Here is a 21,423-nt window from a genome sequence, read left to right as displayed (position 1 = left end):
CGGCTGTTACTAAACAGAAGGCCGCGCCTGAAGGGAGGCGTCCTTTTTCCCTGCCACCTCCCGTGCTAATCTACCTTTGCAACCGATGGAGGGTGACATGAACTAAGCCGCGATCTGACCTAGTTACTTTACAGATCTACATAAGGCTTTTCGAATGTCTGAACGTTTTCCTGCGCCGACAGAGCGCTTTCCCGTGGTCTTGCCAGACGGATCCCATCACGCTGGCACCGTTTTCCTTAAACCCATCCTGAATCACCCACGAATAAATGTGGGTGACTACAGCTATGCCAGCGCGCATGAACCACCAGATGACTGGGCTGCGCGGCTTGCCCCATACTTGTATGGTTTTTCACCAGAGCGCCTGACAATTGGGAAGTTCTGCCAGATTGCGGATGGCGTGCAGTTCATAACGTCTTCCGCAAATCATCGGTATGACGGATTTACGAGTTTTCCCTTTATGGCGTTTGGCGGCGGGCATGAAGGGCGCCCTTCTATGCCGGAGCCTGGCCCAGACACTGTGATTGGTAACGATGTTTGGATCGGGCAGGGCGCGCGAATACTTCCCGGAACACATATCGGTTCGGGGGCGATTATTGGCGCAGGAAGCGTCGTTTCCGGATCTGTATCGGACTACGCCATTTACGCGGGAAACCCCGCGCAGTTGGTCCGCATGCGGTTTGATCCTGCCACGATTGAGGACCTGCTAGGCCTGTCGTGGTGGGATTGGCCAATCGAGGAAATTATTCGTTTGGAGGCTCAGATATGCGGGGCGGACATGGCGGCTTTGCGGCTGGCGATTGGGAACGCTTCAAAAGGGTGATGCGGCGTCATATTGCGAAGAAATCGACTATTTTGCACAGGCGTTGTGCGGGCTGGTGGGAGGTAATTTTTCCGATGAAAAACAGACCATTAGATATTAGTTTGCCCCCTCTCACACTGCTGTGAGCCACCGCGATGACTTCGTGTCTTCCAATCGCGCCGCTTTGCCCCACATAGAGCAGTGCCGGACCGTTTTGGTTCGACCCTAACTCGAAGGGTGTCGAGTGTTCATCGAAAGGAACACACACGATGAAAAACGTAATTATTGCACTAGGCCTTGCTTTGGGTATCGCAGCTGGTCCTGCTGTGGCGGTGACCTCTGGGGTGACGAATCCCACCCAAGCGGAAACCCTGACCGAAACCCAAACGGACGCGTTGATTGCCATTCTGTCAGGGTTGCCGCGTCAGTAATGCGTGGCATTTCTGCGCGCCTGTCGCCCCTGCAAGCGCGCAGAACACCAAAACTGACCTCTTTGAGCAGATGATGACTTGCAAAGGGATCAATGCTTGAATAACACCTCTTCAATAAGCGCAGGGGATTAGCTCAGTTGGTAGAGCATCGGTCTCCAAAACCGAGGGTCGTGAGTTCGAGTCTCTCATCCCCTGCCAGTTTGTTTCCTAGCTGGGGATACGTCGGTCGCCATGAAATGTGTCCCTGACATAGTTTACGACCCGCGTCACAAGCTGGAGTTTGACCTCTACCTTCCTGACAGCCTATCCGCCGATGCCTGTGTGATCTATGCACATGGTGGTGGCTTTCGCCGTGGGCATCGCGCCCATGTAGAGACGGGGCATTTCGCGCAGAAATTGACGGATGCGGGCTTTGCCATGGCATCTATCAGCTACAGGCTACGCACCGAACTGGATGCGTTTTCCGAGGCCGACCAAGAACATATTCGGGCGCAGGTCACGCGAAGCGAAAAGGTTGGCTTGGAGCTGTCCCCAAACCTTTATGGCGCTGCGTTTACGGCTGCGATGGAAGACGTCTCCAACGCGATCGAATACCTATGGGTTGAAGGTGAGCGCCTCGGCATTGCATCGCGCAAGATCGGAGTTTTGGGCATTTCAGCGGGGGGCATTGCCGGCTTGGCGTTGGCCTACCCGCCCATGCCTTGGGTTCGGCGTGTATCACGGCCAGATGCGGTCGTCGCCATTAGTGCTGCGATTGTACATCCTTGGCGGTTAGAGGTCGACGGCCCACCATGCTTGATGATCCACGGTCCCAACGATCAGGTTATCGATATTGGGAACGCCCAACTGGGGGCCGCAAGGGCGCAACAGATCGGGGCTCCGGTGACGCTTGTTGATACCAAGGTTGACGGCCATGTTGCGCAGGTTGGCGAAGTACTGGACGGATCGCACGCGGACGGGACGCCCTATATGCAGATGGTCATGGATCAATTCGCAAGATTGCGGGAAGAGGATTAAATTTCCTCTCCTTTCTTGAGCAATTTGTCGATCAACTCTCGGTGCAATTGCGTGCTATCCCCGCCGCCGAACTGCATTGCACCTCCGGTGAACAACGTGCCGTAGGTCAATGCCAGATTGGCGGCCTGCCCCAGACCCGAAATCAACTGATCCTTTTCAAGTGGAGACAAAGGGTGGATGAACACCGCCCATAGCTGCCCTTGCGCGACGGCATATCGCGCATCCAGTGCTGTGTCGAAATTTGCCTGCATCACGCGCATCACTTCTTCGGCGGTCATGCCGTCGACGCTTCGTATAGGTATCAAGGCGCGCATTCGGTCTGCCAGTGGGTCGGTGACGATCACCACGGGCACATCCGAGACCGTAAGCCGGAATGCGGTGCCGCCTGTTTCTACGTCCGGATCCAATGCGGTAAGGATCTCTGCCATGCGGGGCAGGGTCATCGGCGGCTCTGACGTGGGCGTGTTTTGGGCTGACACAGGCCAAGCCAGCACTGCGATCAAAGGGAGGGCGAGGGCAAGTGTTTTCATAGCATTGAGCTTTCCTGATTGCCCCCACATGCTAGGACAGCCTGCCGTATTTCGCCAATGCACCCTTTTGTGAGTATATGTTTCCTTCAGTCCCCCTCTTGCAAACTGGGCCGAGGAGCCGTAACTGACCCAGTGAACACATCTAGAGGTCCCGAATTCATGGCACGCACGAATCCAGCACAGTTTATCCAGCAGGTCCGCGGCGAGGTTTCGAAAATCGTTTGGCCGACACGTCGCGAAGTTTTGCTGACGACGGTTATGGTGTTCATCTTGGCGACGATCACCGCGATCTTCTTTTCCTTTGTGGATATTGGAATTCGCGCTGGCCTGAACGGCATCTTTGACCTGTTCTAGCCTTTGAGCTGTCATTTTGGTGTTTGCAAAGAGCGCTTGAAATAGTGCTGGCGAAGCCGTGTGTTTTCTTGTCAGATCGCCAAGACGCAATCCGGCAAAGGCGCTGACCCAATGACTGACAAAAGCAACCGCACCCCCTCATTGGTAACCAAGGTCACCCAAGCCTTGCATTTCACCGAAGAGGAGACCGGCGCGGTTGTGCCATCCATTCAGCCTGCGGCAACCTACGCCCGTGACGAGAATTACGAGGTGCGCAAGCCCTATTGGTATCGCCGTGATGGCAGTCAGACGACGGCTCATGCGGAAGCGGTGATTTCCGAACTGGAGGGCGCAAAGGAAACGCTGCTGTTTGCTTCCGGCATGTCGGCCTGTACGGCGGTGATTGAGCATTTGCCCACAGGCGCGCATGTGGTGGTGCCGGAGGTCATGTATCATGGGGTCTTGGCGCAGATCCAAAACTATCAAGCCAATGGCCGAATCCAAGTTAGCTATTACGCCGCTGGCGATTTAGACGCGCTGGCCGCCGCTGTGCGACACGAAGAGACAGCACTGGTTTGGGTTGAAACGCCAAACAATCCCAATTGGGAAGTCACCGATATCGCCGCCGCCGCCGAGATAGCGCATGGGGCAGGGGCGAAACTGCTGACTGATTGCACCGGCACGCCGCCAAATTTGACGCGGGCATTGGACTTCGGGGCGGATATTTCCTTCCATTCCGCGACCAAGTATTTGAACGGTCATTCAGATGTGACCGCTGGCGTTCTTTCTGTGCGCGAAACCGGCCAGTTCTGGGAAGACATCTACATGGTGCGCAAATTGCAGGGCACCGTTTTGCATTCATTCGATGCGTGGCTGCTGATCCGAGGTATGCGAACATTGTTTTTGCGTGTCGAGCGCTCCTGCCAAAATGCCATGGCGGTGGCGCGCCATTTCGATGGTCATCCTCATGTGGAAAAGGTGCTCTACCCCGGTTTGCCGTCCGATCCAGGACATGCCGTGGCCAAGTTGCAAACCGACGGCAAATTTGGTGGCATGATGTCAATTATCGTTAAAGGGTCGGAGCAAACGGCAATCGACGTCACGCGGTATTGCGAGGTGTTCTACCCCGCAACATCCCTTGGTGGGGTCGAAAGCCTGATTGAGCACCGCAAAACCGTTTCGGGCGAAGGGTTTCCGGTACACCCGCAGCTTTTGCGCCTTTCTATCGGCATCGAGGACGTGAGCGATCTGATCTATGATCTTGAGCAGGCTCTGACACGGGCCAACAATTAACGGGCCAACAATTAACTGCGCTGTGAATGGGTGAGGCTGGCTTAATTCACGGCGCAACCCCTTGAATCTTGGGCGATAGCGGCGTAATGCAGCGCTCAACACGGACAGTTGGCGCGTATCGATTCGAGATGCGCGCTGTTTTCGTTTCGGCAAGAGTCACCTAATTTTTTGGTGTAACTTGTTGGGAATATTGGAACTTACCGGCTAGGCCGGAACAGATAGAGGCGCAGGCAAGATGGCAAAACGTTGGTATTCGGTATCAGTGCTATCCAACTTCGAGAAGCGGATCGCGGAACAAATTCGCGCTGCTGCTGAAGAAAATGGCCTGCAGGACGAAATCGTTGAAGTTCTGGTTCCGACTGAGGAAGTCATCGAAATCCGCCGCAACAAAAAAGTGACCGCCGAGCGTCGCTTCATGCCTGGCTATGTGCTGGTGCGCATGGACATGTCCGACCGCGGCTACCACCTGATTAGCTCGATCAACCGCGTTACAGGTTTCTTGGGCCCGCAAGGCAAGCCAAGCCCGATGCGTGATGCCGAGGTTCAGGCCATCTTGGGCCGCGTCGAAGAGGGGGCGGAAGCGCCACGCTCGACCATTGTGTTCGAGATCGGCGAGAACGTGAATGTGACCGAAGGCCCGTTCGAGGGCTTCGCAGGTCAGGTCGAAGAAGTAGACGACGAGAACCAGCGCCTGAAGGTGACTGTCTCGATTTTTGGCCGCGCTACGCCGGTCGAACTGGAATTCACACAGGTCGCCAAAACGGCCTGATGTGCATCACGTGGGAGGCGAGCGGCACGCGTGCTGCGAACCGGACCACGACAACCACTTGCCCGACGGTCGCGACCCGAGGGTGTTGATAAAGGAGAAGGCCAATGGCCAAGAAGATCGCTGGTACGATGAAACTGCAGGTTCCTGCAGGTCAAGCCAACCCATCCCCACCCGTAGGCCCAGCATTGGGTCAACGCGGTATTAACATCATGGAATTCTGTAAGGCATTCAACGCCAAGACACAGGATCTGGAGCCAGGTGCGCCTTGCCCAACTGTGATTACATATTACCAAGACAAATCGTTCTCGATGGACATCAAGACGCCACCTGCGTCCTACTTCCTGAAGAAAGCGGCGAAGCTGAAGTCCGGCTCTAAAACACCTTCTCGCGAAGTTGTTGGCCATGTGACCAGCAAGCAGGTCAAAGAGATCGCTGAAGCGAAAATGAAAGATCTGAACGCGAACGACATCGACGCGGCTATGCAGATCATTCTGGGCTCTGCCCGTTCTATGGGCATCGAGGTGAAGTAATGGCTAAGTACGGAAAACGCACTACCGCCGCTCGTGAGCAATTCGCTGGCAAGCGCAACGTCACTGTCGAAGAAGCTGTTGCTCTGGTAAAGAACAACGCGAAAGCGAAATTCGACGAAACTGTAGAAATCGCAATGAACTTGGGCGTTGACCCACGTCACGCCGACCAAATGGTCCGCGGTGTGGTTGCTTTGCCAAACGGCACAGGCAAAACCATGCGCGTTGCTGTTTTTGCGCGTGATGCGAAAGCTGAAGAAGCCAAAGCGGCTGGCGCAGACATCGTTGGTGCCGAGGACCTGATGGAAATCGTGCAATCCGGCAAGATCGACTTCGATCGCTGCATTGCAACACCAGACATGATGCCAATCGTTGGTCGTCTGGGTAAAGTTCTTGGCCCACGTAACCTGATGCCTAACCCGAAGGTTGGTACAGTTACTATGGACGTCAAAGCGGCTGTTGAAGCTGCGAAGGGCGGCGAAGTTCAGTTCAAAGTTGAAAAAGCTGGTGTTGTACACGCAGGTGTCGGCAAAGCTTCTTTCGGCGAAGACAAGCTGGTTGAAAACGTTCGCGCGTTTATCGACGCAGTTGGCAAAGCTCGCCCAGCGGGTTCCAAGGGCACATACATGAAGAAGATCGTTGTGTCTTCGACAATGGGCCCAAGCGTTACCATCTCTGTGGACAACGCAACTGGCAACTAAAGCGAAGGAATGAGTGCCTATTATATAGGCGCTTAGTCGCTGCTCTAAAAATTTCTGAAAGGCGCTTCGTTTGGAGCGCCTTTTTTTATGGAAAACTGTTTTGCTTGCGAAATGTTAACCAAATTTTATTAATTATTAATTTTAATTGACGTTTAAATTGCGCCATACTTCGTTGATTGAAGTGTTTGTAGTTATTTTGTGTGTTGGAGTTTTTAGTGTGGGTAAGCACGAAGAATTAATTGAATTTAGAAGTGACGCAATTAGAGCGTTGCAAGAAAACAATTCGGATTTACAGCCGCGAAAACGTCTGCGTGCCATGGATGACATGCCAGCAGAGCTACGCGGCCTTATAGAGTTCCGCGAAGCATTCGTCGCAAACGCGGTTGTGGGTCGCTGTCGTGCGGCAGCCGCGAACAAACAGATGGCTATGTTGCGCGAAGCTCGGGAGAAGGCCGGAGCGATGCACTTGTATGACAGCTTCGAAGATCAGCTTAAGGAGCATCTGGGCGGCGTTTCGTTTGGCGCGCACGGCTTTATGGACAAGCAGCTAGCGGATTGTGAGGAAGAGGCCATCTATGAAGGTATCCGCAAGATAATAGCGGTGCTGAATGATCTGGGGTACGAGGCCTTTGCGAACTCTGGGACGCTTTTGGGTTTGGTCCGCGATAAGGGGCTTATTCCTTACGATGACGATGTTGATCTTGCGGTAATATTGCCGGTGCGCCGTGACGAGGATGCAGCCGAAGAGTTCAAGCTTCTCTTGGCCTGCCTGCTTGCGGAGGGGATTGAATGCCGTCTGATTGAAAGCAAGAATGCGATTATCAAACTTCCAAATATTGAAGGCTTCGAAGTGGATTTATTCCCAGCCTATGGGACGCACCGCCGCTACAATATTTTTCCGTATTCTCGCAAACAATTAACGTACTCAGATGTTTGGCCTTTGAAGACCTGCCCGATTAGTGGCGTTCCATTGCCTGCACATCCCGAGGTGTTGCTTAAGGAGAATTATGGCGACGACTGGAGAATTCCGAATTCGCGGTTCACGTTTCCTTGGGTGGCCCAGAAACAGAAGTTCTCGGCATTATTGAGCGAGTTGAACAATGGAGAGTAAGGACAAGGTCGTACTGACGTATGGGACGTTCGATATGTTTCATGTGGGGCATGTCCGTTTACTGGAACGGTTAAGCTATTTTGGTGATCGGTTAATCGTTGGATTGTCGACCGATGACTTCAACGCGCGTAAGGGCAAAAAGGCGGTGATATCCTATGAAGACCGCGCCTCGATTCTGCGGTCGTGCCGCTTTGTTGAAGAGGTTGTTCCCGAAAAATGCTGGAGTCAGAAGGTCCTTGATATCAGGCGCTTCAATGTCGACGTTTTTGGTATGGGGGACGACTGGCAGGGTGAATTCGATAGTTTGAAGAGCCTGTGTCAGGTGGTGTATTTACCACGCACAATCGATGTTTCGACAACTGAAATTCGTGCGAATGTTTTGAGGCACTCAGCGTAAATACGGCGCCTCAACGCCTTCCCATTTCATTCTCTGCGCTTCCATCGGCGCAAGCCTATTGAAAAGGTCACCCGTCCAACTGGGTGATCTTTTCGCATCATCCCTATATGGGGCATGAGGCCCCATGCCAGCCAATACTTGCCGGAAATGCCATCAAGCCGGATGATCTGCGCGTGATCCAGCCTGTGCTGAACTTCCGACCCTTTTCCCCTGATAATTTTAGGAAAATGCACCTAACTCTAAGGCATGGCGCAAAATGCGTCCGTAGTTTTGGTAACTGTTAGGATGGTGATATCCGCGTCGGTGACGTGGAGGCGGCCAGTAGGTAAATGGCAACAACTTTTGACGTGATATCCCTTGGTGTCCAATCGGACATGGACACCATCGAAGGAAACAACTCGGCCGAGGGCGCAGGCGCTTTGGTGGGGTTGACGTTTGGTGGTGCCGGCGACGCTTTGGTCAATGATGTTCAAACGCTGTCTCCGGGCTCAACCGGAACGTCAGGGGGCGTGTCGACGGCCTACGACATGAACAACAACGCCTCAAACGAGACCTTCTCGATAGACGGAGGGCCGGATCAGACCTTTGACGGCACATCTGTCTACAATGCAACGATCACCTATATTGACGGCACGACCGCGACGATTACAGCGGTTATTTTTCAAGACACAGACGGGAACACATATCTGGCCCCCGAATTCTCGGCCAATTCCGACCAGGTGGCGCTAGAGGCTGCTGCAATTCGGTCTTTGACCTTGGACAGTTTGCTTGGGAGCAATTTTTCCGGACTAACTGCCAGCCGCGAGGACCCAGATTTTGTGACTTGTTTTACCGCCGGTGCGCGTATCCTGACCCTCAGGGGGGAACGCCCGGTGGAGGAGCTGCAGGTTGGTGACCTCATCATGACCCAAGATCGTGGTGCGCAGCCCGTTCGATGGATCGGCACGTCCTCCTTTCTTGCGACCGGTAGGTTCACCCCTATTCGGATTGAGGCAGGGGCGTTGGGTATGGGGTTGCCCGTTGCAGATTTGGTTGTATCGCAGCAGCACCGAATGATTGTCAGCTCCAAGATCGCGCAAAGAGTTGCGGGGCAGACCGAGGTTCTGGTGGCGGCGAAAAAGCTGTTGGGCCTGCCTGGAATTTCTTATGCCAAGGACTTTTCGGTGGTCAGTTACTACCACATTTTGCTGGATCACCATGAGATCATTTTCGCCGAAGGGGCCCCGACAGAATCCCTGCTCACCGGCCCTGTGGCGTTGAAATCTATCAACGCGGCGGCGCGAAAAGAGATCGAAGAATTCTTCCCACAATTGATAGAGGCGGCGGGGTCACCTGCGCGCGTCATCATGAAGGGGGATCCGATGCGACAACTGCTTTCGCGGCACCGAAAGAACGCGCAGCCGCTGCTGCAGTCCTAAGTTCAGAAAAAATTTGAGAAACTTGCAATATTTCGCATGATCGGTCTTGGCTTTTGGGCCTCAGGGGACTAATTGAACCCATGCTTTAGAGCGCGCGATTCGTCACGCGCTCTTTTGCGTTTCGTCCGAGATGGCGGGTTGGGGCCTTAAACCCCTTTAATTCCTGCCTGAGACGGGATCAGACCAGATTGACTGTGGGTGAGAACTCCAGGCGGTTCGGGCGTCCCGTGTACGATGGACCCAACCGCCGGAGTGATCCGGTAGACTGAGCCGGGGAGCAATCCCCACAATTGGAGTGAAACTGTGGATAGAGCACAAAAAGAGAAACTGGTCGAAGAGCTCGGCCAAATCTTTGAAAGCTCTGGCGTCGTAGTGGTTAGCCACTACGAAGGTATCACGGTTGCCGAGATGCAAGACCTGCGTGCGCGTATGCGCGAAGCTGGTGGGTCTGTCCGCGTCGCCAAGAACAGGCTCGCCAAAATCGCTCTTGAGGGCCAGCCATGCGCAAGCATTGCTGAATACCTCGAGGGAATGACCGTTCTCGCCTACTCAGAGGACCCAGTCGCCGCCGCGAAAGTGGTGAACGACTATTCCAAGGACAACGAAAAGCTCGTTATCCTTGGGGGTGCTATGGGCGAAAACGCGTTGGATGTCGCTGGTGTTAAAGCCGTGGCCGCCATGCCAAGCCGCGAGGAGCTTATTGCTTCCATCGTGGGTTGCATCGGTGCCCCTGCTTCGAACATTGCCGGCGCGATTGGCGCACCTGCTTCGAACGTCGCAAGCATTCTCAGCACCATCGAGGACAAAGCAGCCGCTTAACCTCGGGACGATACTTTCGTGGGGCGAATGCCTACGCGTTGGAACACAACTTAATAGAACGGAAACAGTATAATGGCTGATCTGAAAAAACTTGCTGAAGAGATCGTTGGTCTGACCCTTCTCGAAGCACAAGAACTGAAAACCATCCTTAAAGACGAGTATGGCATCGAGCCTGCAGCCGGTGGCGCAGTCATGATGGCTGGCGGCGGCGACGCTGCTGGTGGCGCAGCGGAAGAAAAATCCGAGTTTGACGTAATCCTGGTTTCTGCTGGTGCAGCAAAAATCAACGTCATCAAAGAAGTCCGTGGCATCACTGGTCTGGGCCTCAAAGAAGCAAAAGACTTGGTCGAAGCTGGCGGCAAAGCTGTCAAAGAAGGCGTCGACAAAGCAGAAGCAGAAGACATCAAAGGCAAGCTGGAAGCAGCTGGCGCAGAAGTCGAGCTCAAGTAATTGTCGCGCAGCACTGCTGCGTCGTCAAAATAATGGCTGGATCCGGGTTAATTCCGGGTCCGGCTTTCCGCGTCTCAGAGAGGGCTTTGTTTTGGAGCCTTTTCTAAGGAGCGGTATCAGGTTCGGGAGCACGCCCGTGGGAAGGCGCGCAAGTATTGAACCACATCTCCTTGATCCAAGTGGTATGCCACCCGGCCCCGGGGTGACATATCCGAGGAAATTGAAAGGCTTTGACGAGCATGGCTCAAACATACGTTGGTCAAAAACGCATCCGTAAATATTTCGGCAAAATTAATGAAGTTTTGGCAATGCCAAACCTTATTGAAGTGCAGAAGTCCTCTTATGATCTTTTCCTGAAGTCCGGCGACCAGCTGGCGCCGATGGACGGTGAAGGTATCAAGGGCGTCTTCCAATCGGTTTTCCCGATTAAAGACTTCAATGAAACCGCAATTCTGGAGTTCGTAAAATACGAACTCGAAAAGCCAAAGTACGACGTTGAGGAATGTCAGCAGCGCGACATGACTTACAGCGCCCCGCTTAAAGTAACCCTTCGTCTGATCGTGTTTGATATCGATGAGGATACAGGCGCGAAGTCGGTTAAAGATATCAAAGAGCAAGACGTCTTCATGGGCGACATGCCTTTGATGACCCCAAATGGTACCTTCGTTGTGAACGGCACCGAGCGTGTTATCGTTTCCCAGATGCACCGCTCCCCTGGCGTGTTCTTCGACCACGACAAAGGCAAAACCCACTCCTCGGGTAAGCTGCTGTTCGCATGCCGCATCATCCCATACCGCGGCTCTTGGCTGGACTTTGAGTTCGATGCCAAGGATGTGGTTTTTGCGCGTATCGACCGTCGTCGTAAGTTGCCTGTGTCTACCCTGCTTTACGCATTGGGTCTGGACCAAGAAGGCATCATGGATGCCTATTACGATACCGTAGATTTCAACGCAGTGAAGAAAGGTGGCTGGTCCACGAAGTTCTTCCCAGAGCGGATCAAAGGCACCAAGCCTGCTGCCGACATCATTGACGCCAAAACCGGTGAAGTGATTGCAGAAGCGGGTAAGAAAGTTACACCGCGCGCAGTTAAGAAACTGATCGAAGAAGGGAACGTCGAAAACGTCCTGTTGCCGTTTGAGGGCATCATCGGTCGTTTTGTAGCGCGTGACATCATCAACGAAGAGACCGGCGAAATCTGGGTTGAAGCCGGTGACGAGCTGACTTGGGAGTTGGACAAAAAGGGCGAAGAGGTCGTAGGCGGCACTCTGAAAACTTTGATCGACAACGGTGTTACCACGATTCCAACTCTGGACATCGACCACGTCAACGTGGGCCCATACATCCGCAACACTGTGGCCGTGGACAAGAACTTCAGCCGCGAAACCGCGCTGATGGATATCTACCGCGTTATGCGCCCGGGCGAGCCGCCCACCGTTGAATCCGCATCCGCGTTGTTCGACACATTGTTCTTCGATAGCGAGCGCTACGACCTGTCGGCCGTTGGTCGCGTGAAGATGAACATGCGTCTTGATCTGGATGCTGAAGACACCGTGCGCACCCTGCGCAAGGAAGACATCATCTCCTGCATCAAAGCGCTGGTTGACCTGCGCGATGGTCGCGGCGACATCGACGACATTGACCACTTGGGCAACCGTCGTGTGCGTTCCGTTGGCGAGTTGATGGAGAACCAGTACCGCGTTGGTCTGCTGCGCATGGAGCGCGCGATCAAAGAGCGTATGTCCTCTGTCGAAATCGACACAGTGATGCCACAAGACCTGATCAACGCGAAACCGGCTGCGGCTGCGGTGCGTGAATTCTTCGGCTCCTCGCAGCTGTCGCAGTTCATGGACCAAACCAACCCGCTGTCCGAAGTCACGCACAAGCGCCGCTTGTCCGCGCTTGGACCAGGTGGTCTGACACGTGAACGTGCAGGCTTTGAGGTTCGCGACGTTCACCCAACTCACTACGGCCGCATGTGCCCGATTGAGACACCCGAGGGTCCGAACATTGGTCTGATCAACTCGTTGGCGACCTTTGCCCGCGTGAACAAATACGGCTTCATCGAGACACCTTACCGCAAAGTTGTGGACGGTGTTGTCACGGACGATGTGCAATACATGTCCGCAACCGAGGAAATGCGCCACACTGTTGCGCAGGCAAACGCCAACCTTGATGACAACATGAAGTTCGTTAACGAATTGGTTTCGACCCGTCAGTCCGGCGAATACATGCTGCAAAGCAACGCCAATGTGGACCTGATCGACGTGAGCCCGAAGCAGTTGGTCTCGGTCGCTGCTTCCTTGATCCCGTTCCTTGAGAATGACGATGCGAACCGCGCCCTGATGGGGTCGAACATGCAACGTCAGGCTGTTCCATTGCTGCAAGCTGATGCGCCATATGTGGGCACCGGTATTGAAGGCGTGGTTGCAACGGATTCGGGTGCGGCCATTCAGGCCCACCGTGGCGGCATCATCGACCAAGTGGATGCGACACGTATCGTTGTTCGCGTAACAGATGATCTGGCCCCAGGCGATCCAGGCGTGGATATCTACCGTCTGCGCAAGTTCCAGCGGTCCAACCAAAACACCTGCATCAACCAGCGTCCGCTGGTGAAAGTGGGCAACGTGGTGTCCGCCGGTCAGGTTATTGCCGATGGTCCGTCCACCGACATGGGCGAGTTGGCCCTTGGTAAGAACGTGCTCGTCGCGTTTATGCCATGGAACGGCTACAACTATGAGGACTCCATCCTGATCTCCGAGCGCATTGCGCGTGACGACGTCTTCACTTCGATTCACCTCGAAGAGTTTGAAGTCGCTGCTCGTGATACGAAGCTTGGACCAGAAGAAATCACACGCGACATTCCAAACGTTGGTGAAGAAGCGCTGCGCAACCTCGACGAGGCTGGCATCGTGTACATCGGCGCGGACGTAGAGCCGGGTGACATTCTGGTCGGTAAGATCACACCGAAGGGCGAAAGCCCGATGACGCCGGAAGAAAAGCTTCTGCGCGCCATCTTTGGTGAAAAAGCCTCCGATGTGCGTGACACATCGCTGCGCGTGAAGCCGGGTGACTTCGGGACTGTTGTTGAGGTGCGCCTCTTTAACCGTCACGGCGTTGAGAAAGACGAACGCTCCTTGCAGATCGAGCGTGAGGAAATCGAACGCCTTGCGCGTGACCGCGACGATGAGATGGGCATTCTTGACCGCAACATCTATTCACGTCTGCAGGCAATGCTGATCGGCAAAACTGCTGTGAAAGGTCCGAAAGGCGTTAAGCCGAACTCGGAAATCACACCAGAATTGTTGGAAATGTTGTCTCGTGGTCAATGGTGGCAGCTTGCTTTGGCTGAAGAAACCGAAGCCGCAGCCCTTGAGGCCCTGAACGGTCAATATGAGGCGCAAAAGAACGCGCTTCAGGCCCGTTTTGAAGACAAGGTCGAAAAAGTCCGCCGTGGTGATGACTTGCCACCGGGCGTCATGAAGATGGTTAAGGTCTTCGTTGCTGTGAAGCGCAAGCTTCAGCCGGGCGACAAAATGGCCGGCCGTCACGGCAACAAAGGTGTTATCTCCAAGGTTGTTCCAATGGAGGATATGCCATTCCTCGCAGATGGTACTCCGGTCGACTTCTGTCTGAACCCGCTGGGTGTGCCTTCACGTATGAACGTTGGGCAGATTCTTGAAACCCACATGGGTTGGGCCGCACGCGGCTTGGGTCTGAAAATTGACGACGCTTTGGAAGACTTCAAGCGGACTGGCGACAGCCAGCCTGTGCGTGATGCGCTTGAGCACGCATATGGTGCCGAGACCTACAATGAAGCCTTCGGCGGCATGATTGAAACCGACATGATTGAATCTGCCGAGGCCGTGCGCCGCGGTGTTCCAATTGCGACGCCGGTTTTTGATGGTGCGAAAGAAAGCGACATCAACGACGCGCTGACAAAAGCGGGCTTTGACACTTCGGGTCAGTCGGTTCTGTATGATGGCCGCACTGGTGAGCAATTCGCCCGTCCTGTGACCGTAGGTGTCAAATACCTGCTGAAACTGCACCACCTTGTGGACGACAAAATCCACGCTCGTTCTACGGGTCCATACTCGCTCGTCACGCAGCAACCTCTGGGTGGTAAAGCCCAGTTTGGTGGTCAGCGCTTCGGGGAGATGGAAGTCTGGGCGCTTGAAGCTTACGGGGCCGCTTACACCTTGCAAGAAATGCTGACGGTGAAATCGGATGACGTGGCAGGCCGGACGAAAGTCTACGAGTCGATCGTCAAAGGCGAGGACAACTTCGAGGCCGGTATTCCGGAATCGTTCAACGTTCTCGTGAAAGAAGTCCGAGGCCTCGGCCTCAACATGGAACTCCTGGATGCGGAGGAGGAGTAGGGCGCCGAGCGCCCCACTCAACCCATCCCCTAATTTGTAAGGACGCAAAATGAACCAGGAACTGACAAACAACCCGTTCAACCCGATCGCGGCACCAAAGAGCTTTGACGAAATCAAAGTTTCTTTGGCCTCGCCCGAGCGTATCTTGAGCTGGTCCTACGGCGAGATCAAAAAGCCGGAAACCATCAACTACCGTACGTTCAAGCCAGAGCGGGACGGCTTGTTCTGCGCGCGCATCTTTGGCCCAGTTAAAGACTACGAATGCCTGTGCGGTAAATATAAGCGCATGAAGTATCGCGGCGTTGTCTGCGAGAAATGTGGTGTCGAAGTAACGCTTCAAAAAGTACGTCGCGAACGTATGGGCCACATCGAGCTGGCAGCCCCAGTAGCGCACATCTGGTTCCTCAAGTCGCTTCCATCGCGGATCGGCCTGATGCTGGATATGACGCTGCGTGATCTGGAACGTATTCTCTACTTCGAGAACTACGTTGTCATCGAGCCGGGTCTGACTGACCTTGTTTACGGCCAATTGATGAATGAGGAAGAGTTCCTCGACGCTCAAGACGCCTATGGCATGGACGCCTTCACCGCCAACATCGGTGCAGAAGCGATCCGCGAAATGCTGGCTGCGATCGATCTGGAAGCAGAGGCTGACCAGTTGCGTGAGGACCTCAAAGAGGCCACAGGTGAGCTGAAGCCGAAGAAGATCATCAAACGTCTGAAACTGGTTGAGAACTTCCTTGAATCCGGCAACCGCCCAGAGTGGATGGTTCTGACAGTGGTTCCTGTGATCCCGCCAGAGCTGCGCCCGCTGGTCCCACTTGATGGCGGCCGCTTTGCGACGTCCGATCTGAACGACCTGTACCGCCGCGTGATCAACCGGAACAACCGCCTGAAGCGCCTGATCGAGCTTCGCGCACCTGATATCATCGTGCGCAACGAAAAGCGTATGTTGCAGGAATCTGTGGATGCGCTGTTCGACAACGGTCGTCGTGGCCGGACTATCACTGGTGCCAACAAGCGCCCGCTGAAGTCCTTGTCCGACATGCTGAAAGGGAAGCAAGGTCGCTTCCGTCAGAACCTTTTGGGTAAGCGCGTCGACTTCTCTGGACGTTCGGTCATTGTGACGGGCCCAGAGCTGAAATTGCATCAATGTGGTTTGCCCAAGAAGATGGCACTCGAGCTGTTCAAGCCGTTCATCTACTCGCGTCTGGAGGCCAAAGGTCTGTCCTCCACCGTGAAGCAGGCGAAAAAGCTTGTTGAAAAAGAGCGTCCAGAAGTTTGGGACATCCTCGACGAAGTGATCCGCGAACACCCAGTGATGCTGAACCGTGCGCCGACATTGCACCGTTTGGGTATCCAAGCGTTCGAGCCGGTTCTGATCGAAGGGAAAGCCATCCAGCTGCACCCGCTGGTCTGTTCGGCCTTTAACGCCGACTTCGACGGTGACCAAATGGCTGTTCACGTGCCTCTTTCGCTGGAAGCCCAGCTTGAAGCACGTGTTCTGATGATGTCGACCAACAACGTCCTGTCCCCTGCGAACGGTGCTCCGATTATCGTGCCATCGCAGGATATGATCCTTGGTCTGTACTACATCACCATGGAACGCGAAGGCATGCTTGGCGAAGGCAAGATCTTCTCGAATGTCGACGAAGTTCAGCACGCGCTGGATTCCGGTGAGGTTCACTTGCACGCCAAGATCCAAGCGCGCCTGCCGCAGATCGATGCGGAAGGGAACGAGGTGTTGACGCGCTTCGAGACCACTCCGGGTCGTATCCGCTTGGGTGCCTTGTTGCCAATCAACGCGAAAGCACCGTTCTCGCTGGTGAACCGCCTTCTGCGTAAGAAGGAAGTTCAGCAGGTTATTGACACTGTCTACCGCTACTGTGGTCAGAAAGAGTCCGTAATCTTCTGTGACCAGATCATGACCATGGGTTTCCGCGAAGCGTTTAAAGCGGGCATTTCGTTCGGTAAGGACGACATGCTGATCCCAGACACCAAATGGCCAATCGTTGACGGCACACGCGGTCAGGTCAAAGAGTTCGAACAGCAGTACATGGACGGCCTGATTACGCAGGGCGAGAAGTACAACAAAGTCATCGATGCATGGTCGAAATGTAACGACCAAGTGACTGACGCGATGATGTCTAACATCTCTGACTCTGGTCGTGATGAGGCGGGCGCTGAAAATGAACCGAACTCGGTTTACATGATGGCCCACTCCGGTGCGCGTGGCTCGGTTACTCAGATGAAACAGCTGGGCGGTATGCGTGGTCTTATGGCCAAGCCGAACGGTGAAATCATCGAGACGCCGATCATCTCGAACTTTAAAGAAGGCCTCAGCGTTCTTGAGTACTTCAACTCCACCCACGGTGCCCGTAAGGGTCTGTCGGATACGGCTTTGAAGACTGCGAACTCCGGTTACCTGACACGTCGTCTGGTTGACGTGGCGCAAGATTGCATCGTTCGCATGCATGACTGTGGCACTGAAAACTTCATCAACGCATCCTCCGCGGTGAATGACGGTGAAGTTGTGGCTTCCATCGGTGAACGTCTCTTGGGTCGTACAGCTGCAGAAGACATCTTGATGCCTGGCACGGACGAAATCATCGTCGCCCGTGACGAGCTGATCGACGAGCGTAAAGCTGACGCAATCGATGCGGCGGATATTCCAACTGCCCGTATGCGTTCGCCTTTGACCTGTGAAGCTGAAGAAGGCGTTTGCGCCATGTGCTACGGCCGCGACTTGGCCCGTGGTACGCTGGTGAACACTGGTGAAGCTGTCGGTATTATCGCTGCTCAGTCGATCGGTGAGCCTGGTACACAGCTGACAATGCGGACGTTCCACATTGGTGGTGTTGCGCAGGGTGGCCAGCAATCGTTCCTTGAGGCTTCGCAAGAAGGTAAGGTCGCGTTCGAGAACGCCTCCATCCTTGAGAACGCCGCAGGCGAAAAAGTGGTTATGGGGCGCAACATGCAACTCACAATCACCGATGCCAACGGCACCGAGCGCGCGCGTCACAAAATCGGCTACGGCTCCAAACTGCACGTCAAAGATAAGGCCAAAGTGGCCCGCGGCGACAAGCTATTTGAATGGGATCCGTACACATTGCCAATCATCGCTGAAAAAGACGGTAAGGCCCGTTTTGTCGACCTCATCTCCGGCATCGCCGTTAAGGATGAGACCGATGACGCAACCGGCATGACACAGAAGATCGTTGTGGACTGGCGCGCAGCGCCAAAAGGCAACGAGCTGAAACCTGAAGTGCTGATCGAAGGCCCTGACGGCGAACCTGTGCGTTTGGAAAATGGCAACCCTGCCACTTACCCAATGTCTGTAGACGCCATTCTGTCGATCGAAGACGGTCAGGACATCAAAGCCGGTGACGTGGTTGCGCGTATCCCTCGTGAGGGTGCCAAAACCAAGGACATTACCGGTGGTCTTCCACGTGTGGCTGAACTCTTTGAGGCACGTCGCCCTAAAGACCACGCTATCATCGCGGAAATCGATGGCTACGTTCGCTTCGGCAAGGACTACAAAAACAAGCGCCGCATCGCGATTGAGTCCTCCGAGGATCCGGACAACAAAGTCGAATACATGGTGCCAAAAGGGAAGCACATCCCAGTAGCCGAAGGCGACTTCGTGCAAAAAGGTGACTACATCATGGACGGCAACCCTGCGCCGCATGATATCCTTGGCATTATGGGTGTTGAGGCTTTGGCCGACTACATGATCGACGAAGTCCAAGACGTGTACCGTCTGCAAGGCGTGAAGATTAACGATAAACACATCGAAGTTATCGTGCGTCAAATGCTGCAGAAGTGGGAAGTTCAATCCTCTGGGATGACGACACTTTTGAAGGGCGAACACGTTGACAAGGCCGAGTTTGATGCCGCCAACGAGAAGGCGATTTCCAAAGGTGGGGAGCCGGCAACCGGCGAACCTATCCTGCTGGGGATCACCAAAGCGTCGCTGCAAACGCGTTCGTTTATCTCCGCTGCATCGTTCCAAGAAACGACCCGCGTTCTCACGGAAGCCTCTACAATGGGCAAACGTGACAAACTGATTGGTTTAAAAGAGAACGTCATCGTTGGCCGCCTGATCCCAGCTGGTACCGGTGGTGCGACGCAAAAAATGCGCCGCATTGCTACGGATCGTGACAATGTGGTTGTCGAGGCCCGCAAGGCCGAGGCAGAAGCCGCTCTTGCATTGGCTGCCCCTGAGGAAACCGTCGCAGACGATCCAATGGCGTCCATCATGGTCGAAACCCCAGAGAGCCGCGACGAATAAGTCCTGCTTGAGGTGAAATCACGAAGCCCCCGCCGAGAATTCGGCGGGGGCTTTTCTTTTGGTGCTATCTAGATGCGCGCTTCAATGATATTCGCGAAATCATGGCCATTTCAGATAACATTCGCGGTGCCCTATTCATGATGGGCTCAATGACAGCTTTCACGTTGAACGATGTTTGCATGAAGTCCCTGTCTGGTGACGTTCCGTTGTTTCAGGCGCTGATGTTGCGCTCTGTTCCGGTGATGCTTTTTCTGGGGTTTATGGCGTGGCGTTCGGGGGGGCTGCGTGCGCAGTTTGCCCGCAAGGATCAGCTGCTTATTGCGGTGCGTTCGGTCGCAGAACTTGGCTCGGCCTACTTTTTTATATCCGCCCTTTATCACATGCCGATTGCGGATGTGACGGCCATTCTACAAGCCCTACCTTTGACCGTCACTTTGGCCGGTGCGTTGTTCTTGGGTGAGGCTGTGGGCTGGAAACGCCTGTTGGCAATTCTAGTAGGCTTTATTGGCGTGATCTTGATACTGCAGCCACCTTTCTTGTTTGGTGATGATGGCGGGTTTTCGGTCTATTCCATCTACGTGCTGCTGGCAGTCGCCTGCGTTACAATTCGGGATCTCTGTGCGCGCCGCATATCATCGTCGGTTCCCTCAATGACGATCGCGCTGGCGGCGGCCTTCGGGGTATTTCTTATTGGCGGAGTTGGAAGCCTGACAGAGCAATGGACCCCCCTGAGTGCGACTTCAGCGATGTGGCTGGGCGGGGCAAGCTTCTTCGTTATCGGGGGCTATGTTTTCTCGGTGTCGGCAATGCGGTTTGGTGAAATCGGCTTTGTTGCCCCGTTTCGTTATACCAGTCTTATCGTGGCCTTGCTTCTTGGGCTGATTGTCTTCGGGGACTGGCCTGATGAGGTGACGCTGCTGGGCTCGGCAATCGTTGTCGCGACGGGGTTGTTTACTCTCTACCGTGAACGGGTAGCGGCAAAGCGGCGGGGGAAAGCTGTGCGTCAACGGTGACGCAGGACTGCGCGAAGCGGCCGCTGCTGTTGACACCTTGCGCGACTCCGCTTATCAGGCGCGCAAGCAGGTCGGGGAACGCTCGGCTTGTACTCAAAATTTATGTGGTCACGATCCGGACACTTACTCGTCCCGATCCTCTGTAACCTCACCGCTCGGAACCCAGGTAGGGTAACCCGATGCGGGTCTTTGTGTTTGCGGACGCGCAATCACAACCAAGAATTAAGCGGGGCGCACGCGCGTGTGTTCCAAACGAGTTTGAAACCAAGGGGACGATCCTCAATGCCAACGATCCAACAGCTGATCCGCAAACCGCGCCAGCCAAAACGCAAGACTTCCAAGTCTCAGCACCTAGAGCAATGCCCGCAAAAGCGTGGCGTTTGCACACGTGTCTATACAACGACACCTAAGAAACCGAACTCCGCTATGCGTAAGGTTGCCAAAGTGCGCCTGACAAACGGCTTCGAGGTCATCTCCTACATTCCAGGTGAAAGCCACAACCTTCAGGAGCACTCTGTGGTTCTGATCCGCGGCGGTCGTGTAAAAGACCTTCCGGGTGTCCGTTACCACATCCTGCGCGGTGTTCTGGATACCCAAGGCGTTAAAGATCGTAAACAACGTCGTTCGAAATACGGCGCGAAGCGTCCGAAGTAAGGAAGAGATTACATGTCACGTCGTCACGCCGCTGAAAAACGCGAAGTACTGCCGGACGCCAAATTTGGTGACCGCGTTCTGACAAAGTTCATGAACAACCTAATGATCGACGGCAAAAAATCTGCCGCCGAACGTATCGTATACAACGCATTTGACCGCGTTGAAGCCAAGCTGAAGAAAGCTCCTGTGGAAGTGTTCCACGAAGCTCTTGAGCTGATCAAACCATCCGTCGAAGTGCGCTCGCGCCGCGTCGGTGGTGCGACTTACCAGGTTCCCGTTGAGGTTCGTCCAGAACGTCGCGAAGCCCTGGCAATCCGTTGGTTGATCAAAGCTGCGCGCACGCGCAACGAAAACACCATGGAAGAACGTCTTGCTGGCGAATTGATGGATGCTGTGAACTCCCGTGGTTCCGCCGTCAAGAAACGCGAAGACACTCACAAAATGGCCGATGCTAACAAAGCATTCAGCCACTACCGCTGGTAAAGGGACGCACC

At 54.5% G+C, this 21,423-nt stretch carries 19 protein-coding genes and 1 tRNA gene; 19 read left to right on the top strand and 1 reads right to left on the bottom strand.

Annotation, left to right across the window (positions count from 1 at the left end; translation table 11 throughout):
• Positions 1–154: 154 nt before the first annotated feature.
• From Q0746_RS06480 to Q0746_RS06465, 4 genes are all read left to right on the top strand, one after another.
• Positions 155–820, top strand: coding sequence for a CatB-related O-acetyltransferase (locus Q0746_RS06480; RefSeq protein WP_298258450.1), 666 nt, complete (start codon positions 155–157; stop codon positions 818–820).
• Positions 821–1,068: 248 nt separating this feature from the next.
• A complete protein-coding gene (locus Q0746_RS06475; protein WP_298258448.1) occupies positions 1,069–1,230 on the top strand; it encodes a hypothetical protein in 162 nt (53 codons plus the stop codon).
• A 122-nt stretch (positions 1,231–1,352) separates the two neighbouring features.
• A tRNA-Trp gene (locus tag Q0746_RS06470) sits at positions 1,353–1,428 on the top strand.
• Positions 1,429–1,461: 33 nt separating this feature from the next.
• Positions 1,462–2,247 (top strand): alpha/beta hydrolase, encoded by a 786-nt coding sequence (locus tag Q0746_RS06465; RefSeq protein WP_298258446.1) that lies wholly within the window; start codon positions 1,462–1,464, stop codon positions 2,245–2,247.
• Here the strand turns inward: Q0746_RS06465 and Q0746_RS06460 are convergent.
• Positions 2,244–2,777 carry a hypothetical protein gene (locus tag Q0746_RS06460; protein ID WP_298258444.1) on the bottom strand — a complete coding sequence of 178 codons (534 nt, stop codon included), beginning with the start codon at positions 2,775–2,777 and terminating at the stop codon, positions 2,244–2,246. The two genes, Q0746_RS06465 and Q0746_RS06460, sit on opposite strands and share 4 nt — an antisense overlap.
• A 159-nt stretch (positions 2,778–2,936) precedes the next feature.
• On the opposite strand from Q0746_RS06460, the gene secE reads away from it, so the two are divergent.
• From secE to rpsG, 15 genes are all read left to right on the top strand, one after another.
• On the top strand, positions 2,937–3,131 hold the full coding sequence (secE, locus tag Q0746_RS06455) for a preprotein translocase subunit SecE (RefSeq protein ID WP_298258442.1): 195 nt from the start codon (positions 2,937–2,939) through the stop codon (positions 3,129–3,131).
• Positions 3,132–3,242: 111 nt separating this feature from the next.
• Positions 3,243–4,403 carry an aminotransferase class I/II-fold pyridoxal phosphate-dependent enzyme gene (locus Q0746_RS06450; protein WP_298258440.1) on the top strand — a complete coding sequence of 387 codons (1,161 nt, stop codon included), beginning with the start codon at positions 3,243–3,245 and terminating at the stop codon, positions 4,401–4,403.
• A gap of 235 nt (positions 4,404–4,638) precedes the next feature.
• Positions 4,639–5,172 carry a transcription termination/antitermination protein NusG gene (nusG, locus tag Q0746_RS06445; protein WP_298258438.1) on the top strand — a complete coding sequence of 178 codons (534 nt, stop codon included), beginning with the start codon at positions 4,639–4,641 and terminating at the stop codon, positions 5,170–5,172.
• A gap of 104 nt (positions 5,173–5,276) precedes the next feature.
• Positions 5,277–5,702, top strand: coding sequence for a 50S ribosomal protein L11 (gene rplK, locus Q0746_RS06440; RefSeq protein WP_298258436.1), 426 nt, complete (start codon positions 5,277–5,279; stop codon positions 5,700–5,702).
• Positions 5,702–6,400 carry a 50S ribosomal protein L1 gene (gene rplA / locus Q0746_RS06435; RefSeq protein ID WP_298258434.1) on the top strand — a complete coding sequence of 233 codons (699 nt, stop codon included), beginning with the start codon at positions 5,702–5,704 and terminating at the stop codon, positions 6,398–6,400. The genes rplK and rplA overlap by 1 nt, the downstream gene beginning before the upstream one ends.
• A gap of 217 nt (positions 6,401–6,617) precedes the next feature.
• Positions 6,618–7,511 (top strand): LicD family protein, encoded by an 894-nt coding sequence (locus Q0746_RS06430; protein ID WP_298258432.1) that lies wholly within the window; start codon positions 6,618–6,620, stop codon positions 7,509–7,511.
• A complete protein-coding gene (locus Q0746_RS06425) occupies positions 7,501–7,908 on the top strand; it encodes an adenylyltransferase/cytidyltransferase family protein (protein WP_298258430.1) in 408 nt (135 codons plus the stop codon). Before Q0746_RS06430 ends, Q0746_RS06425 begins: the two co-directional genes overlap by 11 nt.
• Before the next feature lie 329 nt (positions 7,909–8,237).
• Entirely contained in the window at positions 8,238–9,326 is a 1,089-nt protein-coding gene (locus Q0746_RS06420; protein WP_298258428.1) for a Hint domain-containing protein, read from the top strand.
• Between the two features lie 303 nt (positions 9,327–9,629).
• Positions 9,630–10,145 carry a 50S ribosomal protein L10 gene (gene rplJ, locus Q0746_RS06415; protein ID WP_298258426.1) on the top strand — a complete coding sequence of 172 codons (516 nt, stop codon included), beginning with the start codon at positions 9,630–9,632 and terminating at the stop codon, positions 10,143–10,145.
• Between the two features lie 72 nt (positions 10,146–10,217).
• A complete protein-coding gene (gene rplL / locus Q0746_RS06410; protein ID WP_298258424.1) occupies positions 10,218–10,595 on the top strand; it encodes a 50S ribosomal protein L7/L12 in 378 nt (125 codons plus the stop codon).
• Between the two features lie 239 nt (positions 10,596–10,834).
• Positions 10,835–14,971, top strand: coding sequence for a DNA-directed RNA polymerase subunit beta (rpoB, locus tag Q0746_RS06405; RefSeq protein WP_298258422.1), 4,137 nt, complete (start codon positions 10,835–10,837; stop codon positions 14,969–14,971).
• A gap of 49 nt (positions 14,972–15,020) precedes the next feature.
• Positions 15,021–19,262, top strand: a complete 4,242-nt coding sequence (gene rpoC / locus Q0746_RS06400) for a DNA-directed RNA polymerase subunit beta' (protein WP_298258420.1) — start codon at positions 15,021–15,023, stop codon at positions 19,260–19,262.
• 101 nt (positions 19,263–19,363) lie between these two features.
• A complete protein-coding gene (locus Q0746_RS06395; RefSeq protein WP_363322741.1) occupies positions 19,364–20,275 on the top strand; it encodes a DMT family transporter in 912 nt (303 codons plus the stop codon).
• A gap of 282 nt (positions 20,276–20,557) precedes the next feature.
• Positions 20,558–20,929, top strand: a complete 372-nt coding sequence (gene rpsL / locus Q0746_RS06390; protein ID WP_089949183.1) for a 30S ribosomal protein S12 — start codon at positions 20,558–20,560, stop codon at positions 20,927–20,929.
• A 12-nt stretch (positions 20,930–20,941) separates the two neighbouring features.
• Positions 20,942–21,412, top strand: a complete 471-nt coding sequence (rpsG, locus tag Q0746_RS06385) for a 30S ribosomal protein S7 (protein WP_298258415.1) — start codon at positions 20,942–20,944, stop codon at positions 21,410–21,412.
• The last annotated feature ends 11 nt before the right edge of the window (positions 21,413–21,423 follow it).

Source organism: uncultured Litoreibacter sp., from assembly GCF_947487515.1.
In the GTDB taxonomy this organism is placed as follows: domain Bacteria; phylum Pseudomonadota; class Alphaproteobacteria; order Rhodobacterales; family Rhodobacteraceae; genus Litoreibacter.
This window is presented reverse-complemented; position numbering and strand designations above follow the sequence as displayed.

Excerpts from the sequence above, each read along its gene's own strand:
- Q0746_RS06480 (WP_298258450.1), top strand. The coding sequence starts at position 155 with ATGTCTGAACGTTTTCCTGCGCCGACAGAGCGCTTTCCCGTGGTCTTG.
- Q0746_RS06475 (WP_298258448.1), top strand. The coding sequence starts at position 1,069 with ATGAAAAACGTAATTATTGCACTAGGCCTTGCTTTGGGTATCGCAGCT.
- Q0746_RS06465 (WP_298258446.1), top strand. The coding sequence starts at position 1,462 with ATGAAATGTGTCCCTGACATAGTTTACGACCCGCGTCACAAGCTGGAG.
- Q0746_RS06460 (WP_298258444.1), bottom strand. The coding sequence starts at position 2,777 with ATGAAAACACTTGCCCTCGCCCTCCCTTTGATCGCAGTGCTGGCTTGG.
- secE (WP_298258442.1), top strand. The coding sequence starts at position 2,937 with ATGGCACGCACGAATCCAGCACAGTTTATCCAGCAGGTCCGCGGCGAG.
- Q0746_RS06450 (WP_298258440.1), top strand. The coding sequence starts at position 3,243 with ATGACTGACAAAAGCAACCGCACCCCCTCATTGGTAACCAAGGTCACC.
- nusG (WP_298258438.1), top strand. The coding sequence starts at position 4,639 with ATGGCAAAACGTTGGTATTCGGTATCAGTGCTATCCAACTTCGAGAAG.
- rplK (WP_298258436.1), top strand. The coding sequence starts at position 5,277 with ATGGCCAAGAAGATCGCTGGTACGATGAAACTGCAGGTTCCTGCAGGT.
- rplA (WP_298258434.1), top strand. The coding sequence starts at position 5,702 with ATGGCTAAGTACGGAAAACGCACTACCGCCGCTCGTGAGCAATTCGCT.
- Q0746_RS06425 (WP_298258430.1), top strand. The coding sequence starts at position 7,501 with ATGGAGAGTAAGGACAAGGTCGTACTGACGTATGGGACGTTCGATATG.
- Q0746_RS06420 (WP_298258428.1), top strand. The coding sequence starts at position 8,238 with ATGGCAACAACTTTTGACGTGATATCCCTTGGTGTCCAATCGGACATG.
- rplL (WP_298258424.1), top strand. The coding sequence starts at position 10,218 with ATGGCTGATCTGAAAAAACTTGCTGAAGAGATCGTTGGTCTGACCCTT.
- rpoB (WP_298258422.1), top strand. The coding sequence starts at position 10,835 with ATGGCTCAAACATACGTTGGTCAAAAACGCATCCGTAAATATTTCGGC.
- rpoC (WP_298258420.1), top strand. The coding sequence starts at position 15,021 with ATGAACCAGGAACTGACAAACAACCCGTTCAACCCGATCGCGGCACCA.
- Q0746_RS06395 (WP_363322741.1), top strand. The coding sequence starts at position 19,364 with ATGGCCATTTCAGATAACATTCGCGGTGCCCTATTCATGATGGGCTCA.
- rpsL (WP_089949183.1), top strand. The coding sequence starts at position 20,558 with ATGCCAACGATCCAACAGCTGATCCGCAAACCGCGCCAGCCAAAACGC.
- rpsG (WP_298258415.1), top strand. The coding sequence starts at position 20,942 with ATGTCACGTCGTCACGCCGCTGAAAAACGCGAAGTACTGCCGGACGCC.